A 14,820-nucleotide genomic window follows, 5' to 3' on the forward strand; every position below is an offset into this window, starting at 1 on the left:
TATGAGTAATTATGCTGTTGTTCTTCAGAAAAAGAATTTAGTTGTAAAAGCGTCTAATTTTGGAGATGTTGTAAATATAAAATTCACAAAAGATGGTAAGGTTGCTGAATTTGTTCGGGCAGGAAAAACCTACTATGCTATTTATCAATACAATTCGACTTATTTCATTGAGTATGTTGAGAAGGATAAATTTGAACTGTTGATAGAAAATGAAAGGAAAAAGGAAAAGGATAAGTACGATGGTGTTGACATTAGTTTATGGAAGGATTTAATTTTCAATGAATATGAATTGTTGGATAAAGCAATTGTTAATGATGATATTTTTGGAGTTTTAAGAGATGATACAGGTTTGTGCTTTTATTTTTATACCTGGAAGTATACTAATAATTATACAGAACCAGTTGAGCCTGTTAATGCATTCTATCCCCCTGTTAAAGCACCCTATTACAATTGTGATGATTTTAGTAATAACCCTAATGCACAGATATTTTATAATGATTTAAAAGATAAGGCATTTTATGATTTGGAAACGAATACATCTAAAAAAGACCCTCGGCTTGTTGCTGAAGTAGCAGACTTGATTAGAACTGTTAATTCACAAATGCTTTCGGCTTTTAATGAGTTTACTCAAATTGTTGGCGAACATGGAGAATTTAAGATCATAGATAACGTAACAAATACCTTTTACAGGAATGTTTTAGTAACTTATAGAGATGGATTGAGAAAATGGTTACAGCTCTATAATCAGTATAAAAACGAGCTCAAGAACTTAAAGAAACCGGAGCAATTGTATATTATCTGTGATTTATTATACAAGTATAATATGTTAGGGTTGTTAACAGTCGATCAGAAAATATCTATACTGTTAACATTCTGTACAAGGCCATTAATGAATTGGTATTTTGCATCATTCAAAGATGGTTTTCAGCACAGGGAGACACTCGTTGTAAGGGTTATGCAGTCTGTTACAATTAATCAAGCAAGCGATTTTTTGGAAAAACTTATCAGTACTAAAATAGAATTGCCAAAACCAAATTATTACTATTATTACGGTTCGCCAAGTACAGTTAATAAACCACAATTTACTGAAATGTGTTTATATAGGGTGCTATTCAGTAAAATAGATGATTATTTTGGTTTAGATAATTTTACATTATTTATTGAAACACTTCAAAGATTAGTACTGGCCAAACATAACATTCCATTACCTGAGAGGGTAAATAAGATTGATTATAGTCTTGAACAGTTAGCCGCGAAAACGGATAAGCTATTTATGTGGGGGAACATCAAAAATGAGAATAAAGTAAAATACTCTGTTAAATCAAAAACTAATGAAAAAATTACTTATATAGAACGTATATGCTCAAAAATTAATAAAGTTGAGATACAAAATTCAAATAGTTTAGGGATACCAACAAATAGTAGTTATACAATTGCGATATGTGAAGATCATGAAGAAAAGGAAATAGAAGTTAATCATTTTGATCTAGTTGGGATTGTTTTTTTTGATAATCCATCATTTATAGATCTTGGTGAAGCAACGAGTTTTGTGGATCAGCGCTTTTTAACCTTTGGTGGTTTTGTAGATTATCTTTTAGAAAAAGAAAATACAAAACTGGTAGAAAAGGTAATTGTAGCAGGATTAACAGTTTTATCTATGGCTATCGGTGTAGGTGAAATAGTAGCTTTTATGCGAGGAGCAAGTTATTTAAGATTGCTTGCGGGGATAGGAATACTTACAGGAGATACAGTTGCATATTTAGCCCAGGATACTGAATTTAGAAATTATATAATTCAAAAATATCCTCAAGATCATGATACAATATTAACTATATTGATGTGGGCAGGCATTATTCTTAGTGCAGGAGGAAGTTCAGCTGCTGGTACGGGGATACTCAAAACTTATTCTGCCAAGCAAGCTGCTGAATTTATTGGTATTGCTGAACAGGTGGTTCTAGAGCCTTTATTATATGCCAAGTTAACGGCAAATGAAAAAGCAATATTAGAAAATGGAATAAAAACCTTCGAGAATGGCCTGTACAGAATAAAATATGATGCTGGACTTGCCGAAATTGTAAATAGGAGTAAATCTATAATAAAATTCTATGATGATTCAGCGTTAAGAACTGAAATTTTTGCTTTGGAAGAGGTGGATAAATTGAGGTTTTTAAATAAAACATCCGGTTTATCTAATGATCTAACCCGAATTTTAAAGGAATTCCCAGAAGCTGTAATTGTTTGGAGTAAAACAAATAATATTGGAAGAAATGCGATTGAGAAAAATTTTGAAGCTTGGTTAAAGAGCTTTTCAATAAGACCTTTGTTAAAAAATAAGCAATATAATCAGATAGCTTCTCTATATGGCTCAGTAGTTTCTGAATCTTATGAAGTGGCAAGTCTTCCTGGAATAAGATGGGTAGTTGACTCTAGTACAACTGCAGTTGATGATGCTGCCTTGATTAAAGCATTTGAAATTGCAAATGATATATCTGATATAGCAATAATAGCATCTAATTACGACATACCTTTACCGATTATGCAAAGGGTGAAAAATCACTATTGGGTCGACGAACATTTTGTTTTAGCAGATGATGGAACATTTAAGATAGGAAGATTTGAAAAAATTGATGATTATAACAACGAATGGATATCTGCAAAGGAAAAGACGCTTAGTTTTGCTGATGAAAAAATTTTTAGAAATTTGATAGCACATGAGTATATTGAAGCAAAATTAATTGATAAAGGCATGAACTTTAGATCATTTAAAAGATATGATTTTAGAAGTAGTGCTGATTTTGGTGCACACGATCTTGCTCCTATAATTAATAATGGAGAATATTATGATTTAGGTAGATTGAATAATCCTCCCTTTCCCATAACATCGGATTTTAGTAATTTGGACGAAATAGTTGAATTTTATATTGATTTTTATAAATTATGAACATACAGGAGAAATACAGTCAAGAACTAAAAAAAATTTTTTTCATTAATAGTATCAATAAAAAAGCATTTAGATTTTCAAATATTCTATTATTTCGTGAATATCAATCGAGACTATTTAGTTGGAAAAGAGCACTAGGCAATAATAATTTGGATTTTTTTAATAAAAAAAAATCATTTCATAATCTATTTTTGGATATGAAAGTAAAATGGGAGAATGAAATTATTTCAGAAGAAAAAGTGGTTAATGATTTAAAGAAAAATGGTTTTTTGAACCTAAATCAATCTTTTAGGGATTATGAAAGTTTTTTTTTAACTATGTTTATTAATTGGGAGGTATTTAAGGATAGAATAGAAATGGATTTGCAAAGTGAGTTGCCGCCGCCTTATGAACCTACCTTTAAGATTTTTTCAAGAGGTGGAGCCATTTATCACTCTGAAGGAAAATTTGAAATTGATATTAATGGTCAAACATATCGTAAATATGACAAAGAGTTTAAATTACCATCATTAGATGAGGACTTTTTGAATTACATAGACAATAATTGTGATGATTTTCCAAATCAAGAAAAAGTAAATCTGCTTTGGGATTTTTATAATTCTAAATAATCCTCGCTGGCACACACGTGTCGCATGTGAAAATAATAGTTACAACATTTTAAAAGACCGCCATTGCCGCGGTCTTTTTGATTTTTAAGATATTTATACGGATACTAAGTGGTTAAATATCTTATTAACCATATTCTACTTCTTATATTTAATCGAAGATATTATTGAATATAGCTAAAATCTATCTCTGTATGTTGAATTGTATCTGGCAACGAGTAAATATGACATAGAGAAATAAGTTTTTATTGTTGAACCATATTCTATAGAAGAAATGAGCCGTAAATATAAGTTTCATGATAAAGAAGGTTTATACTTTGTAAGTTTTGCAACAGTATACTGGATAGATGTATTTGTTAGACCGATATATTGCGATATTATGGTTGATAGCTTAATTTACTGTAAGCCCTCGCTAGCGCACGCGTGCCGCGTGTGCAATATAATTAAGCAATTCACACACTCGTTTATTTAAGAGGTCGTAATTTCATCAGTCTCTTAAATAAGAGTATAGCAAAAGGAAGTCCTTGACGAGTAGTAAAGCCATTTACTGTCGATACTCAAGCCTAACAAAATATTTAAGAAAGTACAATTTTATTTTCGGTCATTTTCTTATATTGTAAACTACAATCATCTCTATAAAATAAAGCCATTATCTGGCCAGCTACCCAGCTAAAATGGTTAATTCATCTTGTATTTTATAAAAAATAAAGCGTAAAAACTTTTATTGGCACAGGTGTGTCACATGTGAAAAACCTAAAGAAATGAGCCGTAAATATAAATTCTATAATAAAGAAGGTTTATACTTTGTAAGTTTTGCAACAGTATACTGGATAGATGTATTTGTTAGACCGATATATTGCGATATTATGGTTGATAGCTTAATTTACTGTAAGCAAAATCTGGGTTTAGAACTTTATTGCTGGTGCATTATGCCAAGTCACATACATTTAATATTTAGTGCAAAAAATCATAATCCAGATATTCTACTAGGTAGGATAAAAGAATATACTTCCAAGGAAATTGTCAAGGCAATTAAAGAAAACAGTCAGGAAAGCAGAAAAGAATGGATGCTTTGGATGTTTGAGCGGGCAGGCTTAAAAAGTAGTAAGGTTAAAGGATATCAGTTTTGGCAGCATAACAACAAACCTGTAGAATTATGGAGTACAGCTGTTATTGAGCAAAAAGCAGATTATTTACATAATAATCCGGTAGCGGCAGGTTTTGTTAACGAGGCCTGGCATTGGAAATATAGCAGTGCAATAGATTATAGTGGAGGTAAGGGGCTGATAGATTTAGATGAACTGTAAAGGAGATATAGAAATGCACACGCGGCACGCGTGCGCCAGCGAGGGGAGAATAGCTCAATTAATAGCCCATTAATCCAAAAACAAATAGAAGATTTTGAAAAAACTGTTAAAAAAATTGATGAACAAATAGCTAATGGATTCATTAAAAATCGTCAATTTGGAAAGAGGAATAACCTAACCTTTATGCAGAATAAATATGAGAGAGGTATATTGCCTAATCATGATTTAGATATTTCTATAATAATAAAGAAACAAGGATTTGACACACCACCTTATTTAAAATTTTAAAATGAGCATTAAAAATATATATACTAATAGTCTTGGTAATGAAATATCAACTAAACAGGCAATTCAACTTGGAAAATATCTTATTAAAGTTTATGAAAATGATATTTTACTTCGAATAGAAAGCTATTCAAAAGATGTTTTACTGGGGACGTCTTATAATCTGTCATCTAAAAATGAAGTTAGTTCAATATTAAGTTTAGATTCAAATGCTTCTTTTCAAATAAAAACACAACAAGGTAATTATGTATCTTATGAATGTTTAACCTATCAAAATAATCATTTAATCGATAAACAGATATTCTTAGAACATATTACCTTAAAGGAGATAATTTGCAGACATTTCTATAATGCCGAAACAGATACAATTATTCATTCCAATACTATTAAAAGATATTATGACCAGAACGGAATAGAGATTTATTCTTTTGACTATAATGAAGATGGTACATGCTTTTTTATAAATAAACCCCAAGAATATCAAACTGATTTCTATGCAAAAAATATAGGCGAAGATCCTGATTTGGATTTTACTTGGCAGGGTTTTGAATATTATCAATTTTCAGAGCCTTTAATTCCTGCGTAAATTTTTGTAATGTTTAAATGGATAGAATATTTGTTGTAGGTGATATTCATGGGTGCTATGATGAGTTATTAGAACTTATAGATAAAATTGCATTTGATGAGCATGATCTGTTAATATCAGTTGGTGACATTGTAGATAGGGGTAATAAATCTTTAGAGGTGTACCATTTTTTTAGAGATTTACCCAATGCAGAAATTATAATGGGAAATCACGAAAGGAAACATCTAAACGGTGTTTTATCGTATGCTCAAGAAATTGTTAAGCTACAGTTTAAAAATGAATATCCTGAATTTATAGATTGGTTGAAGGATAAAAAATATTATTTTGAAATTGATGATGTAATTATTGTTCACGCAGCACTGGAGCATGATAAAAAATTAGAGGATCAAATGATAGCATTTTGTGCGGCTCAACTGCAGGAGAAAAGTATATGCAGGCTAAACTAAAAGCTAATACTTTTTGGAATGATTATTATTTTGGAGAAAAGACTATTGTTTACGGGCATACTGTAATTTGCAATTATCCCAAAATATACAATAATACAATTGGAATAGATACTGGCGCATGTCATGGTGGATTATTGACTGCCATAGAGTTTCCCGGACAAATAATTCATCAAGTCCATTCAAAGAAAGATTACTGGAGAGAAGAACAACAGAAATGGCAATTACCTATTCTAAAGGAAAAAAAATGGAGTTCTTTGGAAATTAAAAACTTCGAGAAATTAAAGAATAAATTATCATATGTTGAAGATGCTGAAGTCAAAGCATACCTAAATGAATTAGAGAATGGTTTTTCATATTTCAAAAAAATGTATCCTATAATTATTTCAGAAATAGAAAAATTAACAAAGTCAATTACTGATGAAGACGTGAATTTTTTCAATGCAATTGCTAATAGGTATAGTTTTTCAAGTCTTATTTTTCAAAGTAAAAAAGGAAAGTTAACCCTAATGAGGGTTGAGAGGAACTTTGATACTCCTTTAAAAATTTTATGGATAATGAAAGAATTAAATTTGAAAATAGACAAAAAATGGGAAAAGCTCTTTTTTTGAATAAAGTTTATTAAGTATCACAATGGTCCTCGCTGGCGCGCAGGCCTATCGTGTCTGTTGCGCAACCCACAAGTGTTGAAAACGAATGGAATTAAAAAGTGTATTATTCTTTAAATTGATGATATGCAAGGAAGAAGAATGTATCAGGAAAAGCTGTTCATGAGTTTCCAACTTTCAGATCATGTTCCTGAGGATAATTTTTATCGCAGGCTGAAAGATATTCTGTCTTTGGATTTTTTATATAAAACAACTGCGGGATAATTACGGATCCTTTGCTAGCGCACGCGTGCCGCGTGTGCAATATAATTAAGCAATTCACACACTCGTTTATTTAAGAGGTCGTAATTTCATCAGTCTCTTAAATAAGAGTATAGCAAAAGGAAGTCCCTCACTAGCGCAAGTCTTAGCGGGCAAGGCGGTGCGCTGTATGACTTGTGCTTTTAAATGCTTTATTATCTCTTGTAATCATTTATCTTTAATCATGAGCGTAAAATATAAGTTTCATGATTCAACAGCAATATACTTTGTTTCTTTTGCAGTTGTAGGCTGGATTGATGTTTTTACGCGTACGGTTTACAGAGACCTCCTACTGGAAAGTTTAACCCTCGCTAGCGCACGCGTGCCGCGTGTGCAATATAATTAAGCAATTCACACACTCGTTTATTTAAGAGGTCGTAATTTCATCAGTCTCTTAAATAAGAGTATAGCAAAAGGAAGTCCTTGACGAGTAGTAAAGCCATTTACTGTCGATACTCAAGCCCACCAAAATATTTAAGAAAGTACAATTTTATTTTCGGTCATTTTCTTATATTGTAAATTACAATCATCTCTATAAATAAAACCATTATCTGGCCAGCTACCCAGCTAAAATGGTTAATTCATCCTGTATTTTTATAAAAAATAAAGCGTAAAAACTTTTACTGGCACAGGTGTGTCACATGTGAAAAACCTAAAGAAATGAGCCGTAAATATAAATTTTATAATAAGGAAGGATTATACTTTGTAAGTTTTGCAACAGTACATTGGATAGACATATTTGTGCGGCATTTATATTGCGATATTGTTGTTGATAGCTTAATTTACTGCAAGAAAAACCTAGGCTTAGAACTTTATTGCTGGTGCATTATGCCAAGTCACATACATTTAATATTTAGTGCAAAAAATCATAATCCAGATATTCTACTAGGTAGGATAAAAGAATATACTTCTAAAGAAATTGTCAAGGCAATTAAAGAAAACAGCCAGGAAAGCAGAAAAGAATGGATGCTTTGGATGTTTGAGCGGGCAGGCTTAAAAAGTAGTAACGTTAAAGGATATCAATTTTGGCAACACAACAATAAACCCATAGAATTGTGGAGTACGGTAGTTATTGAGCAAAAGGCAGATTACCTGCATGATAATCCGGTAACAGCAGGTTTTGTTAACGAGGCCTGGCATTGGAAATATAGCAGTGCAATAGATTATAGTGGAGGTAAGGGGCTGATAGAATTGGAAGAGTTGGGATAAACGAAAATGCACACGCGGCACGCGTGCGCCAGCGAGGTGAATCACGCGACCATTAAGAGAAGCAGACGATATTGATATCGCAATAAGGTTAACGAGGAAAGATTATTTAGGCTTTCGGGAAAGGTTAAAAGAAGTAATTGAAGATTATGATTTATTAACTAAAGGACAAAAAAATGGATTGAGAGGACAGATTGATATGGGAACAGATATGTTGAAGTATGATAATATCTTTAAGAAAATTCCAATAGCCAACTCTAATTATTATTATTCTATTGCAGATGCATGCGAACCTTTTACTAGATTTAAGAAAGAAGGAAATATACGTAAAATAACATTTTCGATAATTCTAAAAGACGGGTTGTATGATAATTTCCCTGAACTACTGTTTAAACTTTAAAGACTATGAGTACTCAAATAAAATATAAAAATAATGTAGGCAGTTTCATTGCTGACCAGCAGATTCAAGGACTAAGTGAATATAATAAAATAACTTACCAAGATAACGAAATAAAAACTATTGAAAACTTTATTAAAAGTAAAACAAAAAACAAAAAAGTAATTAGTTATTTTTTAGGGCCTGGAGAAGATAAGGTGTCTATTATTCAGCAAAATACAAGTGTATTAGATAATAAAAGTTGTTTAATATATTTAAATAAACAAAGTGAAAATGATTTTAATCTGTGGGATATAGAAGAATACGATAGTGAAGGGCTTTTACAATTTAAAAGCAAAGAAGTTTATGATAACAAGCATAGACTTATATTCATGGGAGTTATTACCAATGATACTAATTTACTTAAAACAGGTTCGTTAAAGTATTACTACTCAAATAAATATGAAGATGAGTATAAAGATCGCTTACTTGAAGTTGTTTATGATGAAAATGGAGATGTTAATATAATTGTTGATATCAATGATCATTTCGACTACTATAAAGCACCTAGTTTAGAAGAATTTTTATTGGACACTGAAGGACAGCAAATTTTTCCATGGGAGGAACACCCGTATTATCATAATGCTATGCCTTTTTTGCCGGAGTCTCCAAATATTTAAATCATGCCCCTCGCTAGCGCACGCGTGCCGCGTGTGCAATATAATTAAGCAATTCACACACTCGTTTATTTAAGAGGTCGTAATTTCATCAGTCTCTTAAATAAGAGTATAGCAAAAGGAAGTCCTTGACGAGTAGTAAAGCCATTTACTGTCGATACTCAAGCCCACCAAAATATTTAAGAAAGTACAATTTTATTTTCGGTCATTTTCTTATATTGTAAATTACAATCATCTCTATAAATAAAACCATTATCTGGCCAGCTACCCAGCTAAAATGGTTAATTCATCCTGTATTTTTATAAAAAATAAAGCGTAAAAACTTTTACTGGCACAGGTGTGTCACATGTGAAAAACCTAAAGAAATGAGCCGTAAATATAAATTTTATAATAAGGAAGGATTATACTTTGTAAGTTTTGCAACAGTACATTGGATAGACATATTTGTGCGGCATTTATATTGCGATATTGTTGTTGATAGCTTAATTTACTGCAAGAAAAACCTAGGCTTAGAACTTTATTGCTGGTGCATTATGCCAAGTCACATACATTTAATATTTAGTGCAAAAAATCATAATCCAGATATTCTACTAGGTAGGATAAAAGAATATACTTCTAAAGAAATTGTCAAGGCAATTAAAGAAAACAGCCAGGAAAGCAGAAAAGAATGGATGCTTTGGATGTTTGAGCGGGCAGGCTTAAAAAGTAGTAACGTTAAAGGATATCAATTTTGGCAACACAACAATAAACCCATAGAATTGTGGAGTACGGTAGTTATTGAGCAAAAGGCAGATTACCTGCATGATAATCCGGTAACAGCAGGTTTTGTTAACGAGGCCTGGCATTGGAAATATAGCAGTGCAATAGATTATAGTGGAGGTAAGGGGCTGATAGAATTGGAAGAGTTGGGATAAACGAAAATGCACACGCGGCACGCGTGCGCCAGCGAGGTGAATCACGCGACCATTAAGAGAAGCAGACGATATTGATATCGCAATAAGGTTAACGAGGAAAGATTATTTAGGCTTTCGGGAAAGGTTAAAAGAAGTAATTGAAGATTATGATTTATTAACTAAAGGACAAAAAAATGGATTGAGAGGACAGATTGATATGGGAACAGATATGTTGAAGTATGATAATATCTTTAAGAAAATTCCAATAGCCAACTCTAATTATTATTATTCTATTGCAGATGCATGCGAACCTTTTACTAGATTTAAGAAAGAAGGAAATATACGTAAAATAACATTTTCGATAATTCTAAAAGACGGGTTGTATGATAATTTCCCTGAACTACTGTTTAAACTTTAAAGACTATGAGTACTCAAATAAAATATAAAAATAATGTAGGCAGTTTCATTGCTGACCAGCAGATTCAAGGACTAAGTGAATATAATAAAATAACTTACCAAGATAACGAAATAAAAACTATTGAAAACTTTATTAAAAGTAAAACAAAAAACAAAAAAGTAATTAGTTATTTTTTAGGGCCTGGAGAAGATAAGGTGTCTATTATTCAGCAAAATACAAGTGTATTAGATAATAAAAGTTGTTTAATATATTTAAATAAACAAAGTGAAAATGATTTTAATCTGTGGGATATAGAAGAATACAATAGTGAAGGGCTTTTACAATTTAAAAGCAAAGAAGTTTATGATAACAAGCATAGACTTATATTCATGGGAGTTATTACCAATGATACTAATTTACTTAAAACAGGTTCGTTAAAGTATTACTACTCAAATAAATATGAAGATGAGTATAAAGATCGCTTACTTGAAGTTGTTTATGATGAAAATGGAGATGTTAATATAATTGTTGATATCAATGATCATTTCGACTACTATAAAGCACCTAGTTTAGAAGAATTTTTATTGGACACTGAAGGACAGCAAATTTTTCCATGGGAGGAACACCCGTATTATCATAATGCTATGCCTTTTTTGCCGGAGTCTCCAAATATTTAAATCATGCCAAACATATTAGATAAAATTATAATCATTGATGTCGAATCTACCTGTTGGGAAGGCACAAACCCAGTAGGTATGGAAAGCGATATTATAGAAATTGGTATCTGTTTACTGGATATACAAACTGGAGAGATAACAGATAACAGGGGGATCTTGATCAAACCAGAACGATCTGTTATTAGTCCATTTTGTACATCATTAACCACCATTACCCCAGAAATGGTGGTTAAAGATGGTATTTCATTTAAAGAGGGCTGTTCCATTTTAAGGAAAGAGTATTTATCCCAAAAAAGGGTATGGGCAAGTTTTGGTGCCTATGATTTAAAGCAGTTTCAGCGTCAATGTGCTGCTATGGGTGTTGGTTTTCCTTTTGGTCCGTCGCACATTAATGTTAAAACTTTGTTTGCCTTAAAAAATAAATTGGATCATGAGGAAGGAATGGCAGGTGCACTTAAAATGTTGGATATCCCATTAAAAGGTACCCACCACCGTGGAGTGGATGATGCATATAATATTGCAAGAATCCTCCATCGAATTTTGAATAATTAATTTTTTTCTTTTTCATCAGGTTCAACTTCGACCACTACTAGCGCAAGTCTTAGTGCCTAGGCTAGCGGGGCTGGATGACTTGTGCTTTCATTATTGATCTTAACATACTACCAAAGCGCAGGTAAGGACAATACTTAAATCAATGGATACTAGGAGAATGAAGAGATTCTTGTACAATCTTCAATTGACTCTTCATTCTCAATCCGAAAATAATCAACAATACAGCCAAGCCTCGGGTTTTATTACTTAAAACATCCCGTTACACAGAACTACCTGCAACGCCTGAACTATCAACTGCAGGCTCTGAACTACCAAATGCAAATATAGAACTGCCAATTGCAAATATAGAACTGCCAATTGCAAGTTCAAAACTCCGATCTGCAAGTATAGAACTCCCAACTACAAGGTCTGAACTATAGACTGCAAGTGTAGAACTACCAACTGCAAGTGTAGAACTATGAACTGAAAGCATAGAACTACGAACTGCAAGGTCTAAACTATCGACTGCAAGTGTAGAACTACCGACTGCAAAGCCTGAACTATCAACTGCAACGTCTGAACTATCGACTGCAACATCTGAACTATCAACTGCAAGTACAGAACTGCCTTCATTTATGCCCCTAGCTAGCGCACGCGTGCCGCGTGTGCAATGTAGCTTAGCAATTCGTACTAAATTCTATTTAAGAGCTCGTAATTTCATCGGTCTCTTAAATAAAAGTATAGCAAAGTAAATCCTTTACGAGTAAAGTTATTTACAATCGATATTCAAGCCTACCAAAATATTTAAGAAAGTACAATTTTATTTTTGGTCATTTTCTTATATTGTAAATTACAATCACCCCACTGGCGCGCGCGTGCCGAAGGAGTTGGATTACAGATTAAGATAAATCGTCATCCCGACAACGATGGAGATGACGCCGATTTTTAGTATCTGTCATTGATAATATAGTCGAAGGGTCTTTATCAGCTATTTCTTAAACCCGCATCATCGACTTTGGACTCAAGACTTCGAACTAAATTCCAATAAAATCCCCATTACTGAAGTATTTTATTAGTGTTAACGATATCGTAACTTAGGTTTGTTAATTTGCAATAAGCTAAATGCTTGATCATTAAATCTAAATAAGCCCTTGCCATGAGTAACGATATTGTAAAAACCTATATCTTGAACAGAAGTTCGGAAGATATTAAATTAAGCCTCATTATTGGGGGCATTGAGCAAACTGGCACGAGTTTGATCACCCTGAATGAAGACATGGTTTTAAACGATTACCAAGGAGACCTACACCAAAAGGTAATTGGTAAGAACGATAACCTGCACCTTAAAAAACTGAATATTATTACCGTGGTTACCGATACCTCACCAAACCATAACCACACCGATTTATATGTGCTTTTAGAAGGAGGTTTTGTAACCAAGGGTTATAAAATGGAAGAAGAAGTACAGCCTGGTGCCACATCAGTTTACACCGCAGAAATCACTTTTTATCAATTTTAAACGCTATGAAATATCTGATATTAATTGCCCTCGCAACATTGGCTGTAACTGCTTTTGCACAAACAGAAGAAATTAAGGAAGTAAAACTCGATTTGCTTAAGGCGCCAAGCTCGTCTGCTTCGGCATTATTAGGCTTTGCCGTATCAGATATCGAAAAACCGACCGACTTAAGTGATTTTATGCTTTCAGTACAATCGGCCAGTTCATCTTACACCAAACTCCCTTCTAATTATGCGGTAGATATTGCCCCTTTTTACCTGTTCCGGAATAAAGGTGCAGATTTTAGCACTACCGGAAAAAACGGATTACAATCAACCCAATTTAAAGATTATTTCAGGCAGAGTTTTGTGGTATCGCTCGCATTGCGCAATCCCGATTCGGCGTTCAATAATTTTAAACCCAGCAGTACTTATGGTGCACTGGGTATAAAATTCTCTATTGTAAGGCCACAATACAATAAAGAAACCAGGGAGAAATTATCCTCCATATACGAGAAACAGCGTGCATTGCTGATGATTTATAAAATTGGTCTCGAAGAAAAAAGAAAATCTGCCCGTTACGAATACTTGGGTATCAGGAACATTTACCTGCTCGACTCGATAGCACACCTGCCCTATTTAACAGAAGACGAAAAGAAAACTCACGCACTCGCAATGATGGAAGATGCCAGCAGTGAGTTCGCCAAAAATGAGACTGAAAAGAGCGAGTTAAATAAAGGCTTTAAAAAAGAAATCCAGGCTGAACTGGCCAAGCAGTCGAAACTCGAAGCCGACCTTCAGGAAGAGGCAAAGGCTTTTACAGGCAACCGCGAAGGTTTATCGGTTGATATTGCGGGTGGTTTAAGTACAGAATTTAGAGAGAAAAGATTTGATAATTCTAAAATATTCAACTCAGGGGTATGGACAACCTTTGGTTACAACTGGGCCAATGGCAGCTCGGTTTTGGGGCTGGCCCGGTATCTGTACAACCCGGATGAAATATTTGCTTTAGACAATATTAAAAATAACATTGGTAACATATCTACTTTCGATACCGGCTTGCGTTTTATTTTTACACAAGGTAAATTTGGTGGCGGTGCTGAGGCACTTTATCGGAGCATACTTTCATCAAATACCATAAAACCATCCTGGCGGCTGGTAGCCAATGCAGATTATGCCCTAAATGATAACCAGAAAATCATCTTCTCTTTCGGCCGCAATTTCGACGGAACAGTAACCAAAAACGGAAACCTTGTAGCTGCATTAACGGTGTTGTTTGGCTTTGGTACAAATAGGTAGAGTTTGTTAGTTCATTAGCCATTGGTTCATTGGTCATTAGTTTATTGATTATCGGTTAATTGTATACCCGATTATTCGGCTTTGGACTCCAGGCTGCCGCCTCAGGGCTATTTTAACTTTAATTTGTTCATTGGTTCATTGGTCATTAGTGTTTGTTAATTGACTCCTGACTTCGGACTTAAGACTCTGGGC

The 14,820-nt window shown here is 33.2% G+C and carries 15 protein-coding genes; 14 read left to right on the forward strand and 1 reads right to left on the reverse strand.

Translation table 11 applies throughout. The features are described 5' to 3' along the window. The first annotated feature begins 1 nt into the window (after position 1). The 12 genes from ACN9MR_RS01245 (at position 2) to ACN9MR_RS01300 (ending at position 11,853) form a co-directional block, all read left to right on the forward strand. A complete protein-coding gene (locus tag ACN9MR_RS01245; RefSeq protein WP_426327867.1) occupies positions 2-2,941 on the forward strand; it encodes a hypothetical protein in 2,940 nt (979 codons plus the stop codon). After that, positions 2,938-3,549 carry a hypothetical protein gene (locus tag ACN9MR_RS01250; RefSeq protein WP_426327868.1) on the forward strand — a complete coding sequence of 204 codons (612 nt, stop codon included), beginning with the start codon at positions 2,938-2,940 and terminating at the stop codon, positions 3,547-3,549. Before ACN9MR_RS01245 ends, ACN9MR_RS01250 begins: the two co-directional genes overlap by 4 nt. Positions 3,550-4,307: 758 nt before the next feature. Beyond that, positions 4,308-4,853, forward strand: coding sequence for an REP-associated tyrosine transposase (locus ACN9MR_RS01255; protein ID WP_426327869.1), 546 nt, complete (start codon positions 4,308-4,310; stop codon positions 4,851-4,853). Positions 4,854-5,142: 289 nt separating this feature from the next. Next, positions 5,143-5,724 (forward strand): hypothetical protein, encoded by a 582-nt coding sequence (locus tag ACN9MR_RS01260; RefSeq protein ID WP_426327870.1) that lies wholly within the window; start codon positions 5,143-5,145, stop codon positions 5,722-5,724. 17 nt (positions 5,725-5,741) lie between these two features. Next, positions 5,742-6,170 carry a metallophosphoesterase gene (locus ACN9MR_RS01265; protein WP_426327871.1) on the forward strand — a complete coding sequence of 143 codons (429 nt, stop codon included), beginning with the start codon at positions 5,742-5,744 and terminating at the stop codon, positions 6,168-6,170. After that, on the forward strand, positions 6,155-6,778 hold the full coding sequence (locus ACN9MR_RS01270; RefSeq protein ID WP_426327872.1) for a hypothetical protein: 624 nt from the start codon (positions 6,155-6,157) through the stop codon (positions 6,776-6,778). The genes ACN9MR_RS01265 and ACN9MR_RS01270 overlap by 16 nt, the downstream gene beginning before the upstream one ends. A gap of 481 nt (positions 6,779-7,259) precedes the next feature. Then, positions 7,260-7,421, forward strand: coding sequence for a hypothetical protein (locus ACN9MR_RS01275; protein ID WP_426327873.1), 162 nt, complete (start codon positions 7,260-7,262; stop codon positions 7,419-7,421). 314 nt (positions 7,422-7,735) lie between these two features. Then, positions 7,736-8,284, forward strand: coding sequence for an REP-associated tyrosine transposase (locus tag ACN9MR_RS01280; RefSeq protein ID WP_426327874.1), 549 nt, complete (start codon positions 7,736-7,738; stop codon positions 8,282-8,284). 402 nt (positions 8,285-8,686) lie between these two features. Next, entirely contained in the window at positions 8,687-9,337 is a 651-nt protein-coding gene (locus ACN9MR_RS01285) for a hypothetical protein (protein WP_426327875.1), read from the forward strand. 362 nt (positions 9,338-9,699) lie between these two features. After that, on the forward strand, positions 9,700-10,248 hold the full coding sequence (locus ACN9MR_RS01290; RefSeq protein ID WP_426327874.1) for an REP-associated tyrosine transposase: 549 nt from the start codon (positions 9,700-9,702) through the stop codon (positions 10,246-10,248). Between the two features lie 402 nt (positions 10,249-10,650). Then, on the forward strand, positions 10,651-11,301 hold the full coding sequence (locus ACN9MR_RS01295; protein ID WP_426327876.1) for a hypothetical protein: 651 nt from the start codon (positions 10,651-10,653) through the stop codon (positions 11,299-11,301). A gap of 3 nt (positions 11,302-11,304) precedes the next feature. Further along, positions 11,305-11,853: an exonuclease domain-containing protein gene (locus tag ACN9MR_RS01300; protein ID WP_426327877.1), complete on the forward strand. Its 549-nt coding sequence runs from the start codon at positions 11,305-11,307 to the stop codon at positions 11,851-11,853. 259 nt (positions 11,854-12,112) lie between these two features. Here the strand turns inward: ACN9MR_RS01300 and ACN9MR_RS01305 are convergent, their stop codons facing one another. Further along, complete coding sequence (locus ACN9MR_RS01305) at positions 12,113-12,325, reverse strand: hypothetical protein (RefSeq protein WP_426327878.1); 213 nt, start codon at positions 12,323-12,325, stop codon at positions 12,113-12,115. A 663-nt stretch (positions 12,326-12,988) separates the two neighbouring features. On the opposite strand from ACN9MR_RS01305, the gene ACN9MR_RS01310 reads away from it, so the two are divergent. After that, complete coding sequence (locus ACN9MR_RS01310) at positions 12,989-13,351, forward strand: hypothetical protein (RefSeq protein WP_426327879.1); 363 nt, start codon at positions 12,989-12,991, stop codon at positions 13,349-13,351. Between the two features lie 5 nt (positions 13,352-13,356). Next, positions 13,357-14,628 carry a hypothetical protein gene (locus ACN9MR_RS01315; RefSeq protein ID WP_426327880.1) on the forward strand — a complete coding sequence of 424 codons (1,272 nt, stop codon included), beginning with the start codon at positions 13,357-13,359 and terminating at the stop codon, positions 14,626-14,628. Positions 14,629-14,820: the final 192 nt, after the last annotated feature.

The sequence above is a fragment of the Pedobacter sp. R-06 genome (assembly GCF_049913135.1).
In the GTDB taxonomy this organism is placed as follows: Bacteria; Bacteroidota; Bacteroidia; order Sphingobacteriales; family Sphingobacteriaceae; genus Pedobacter.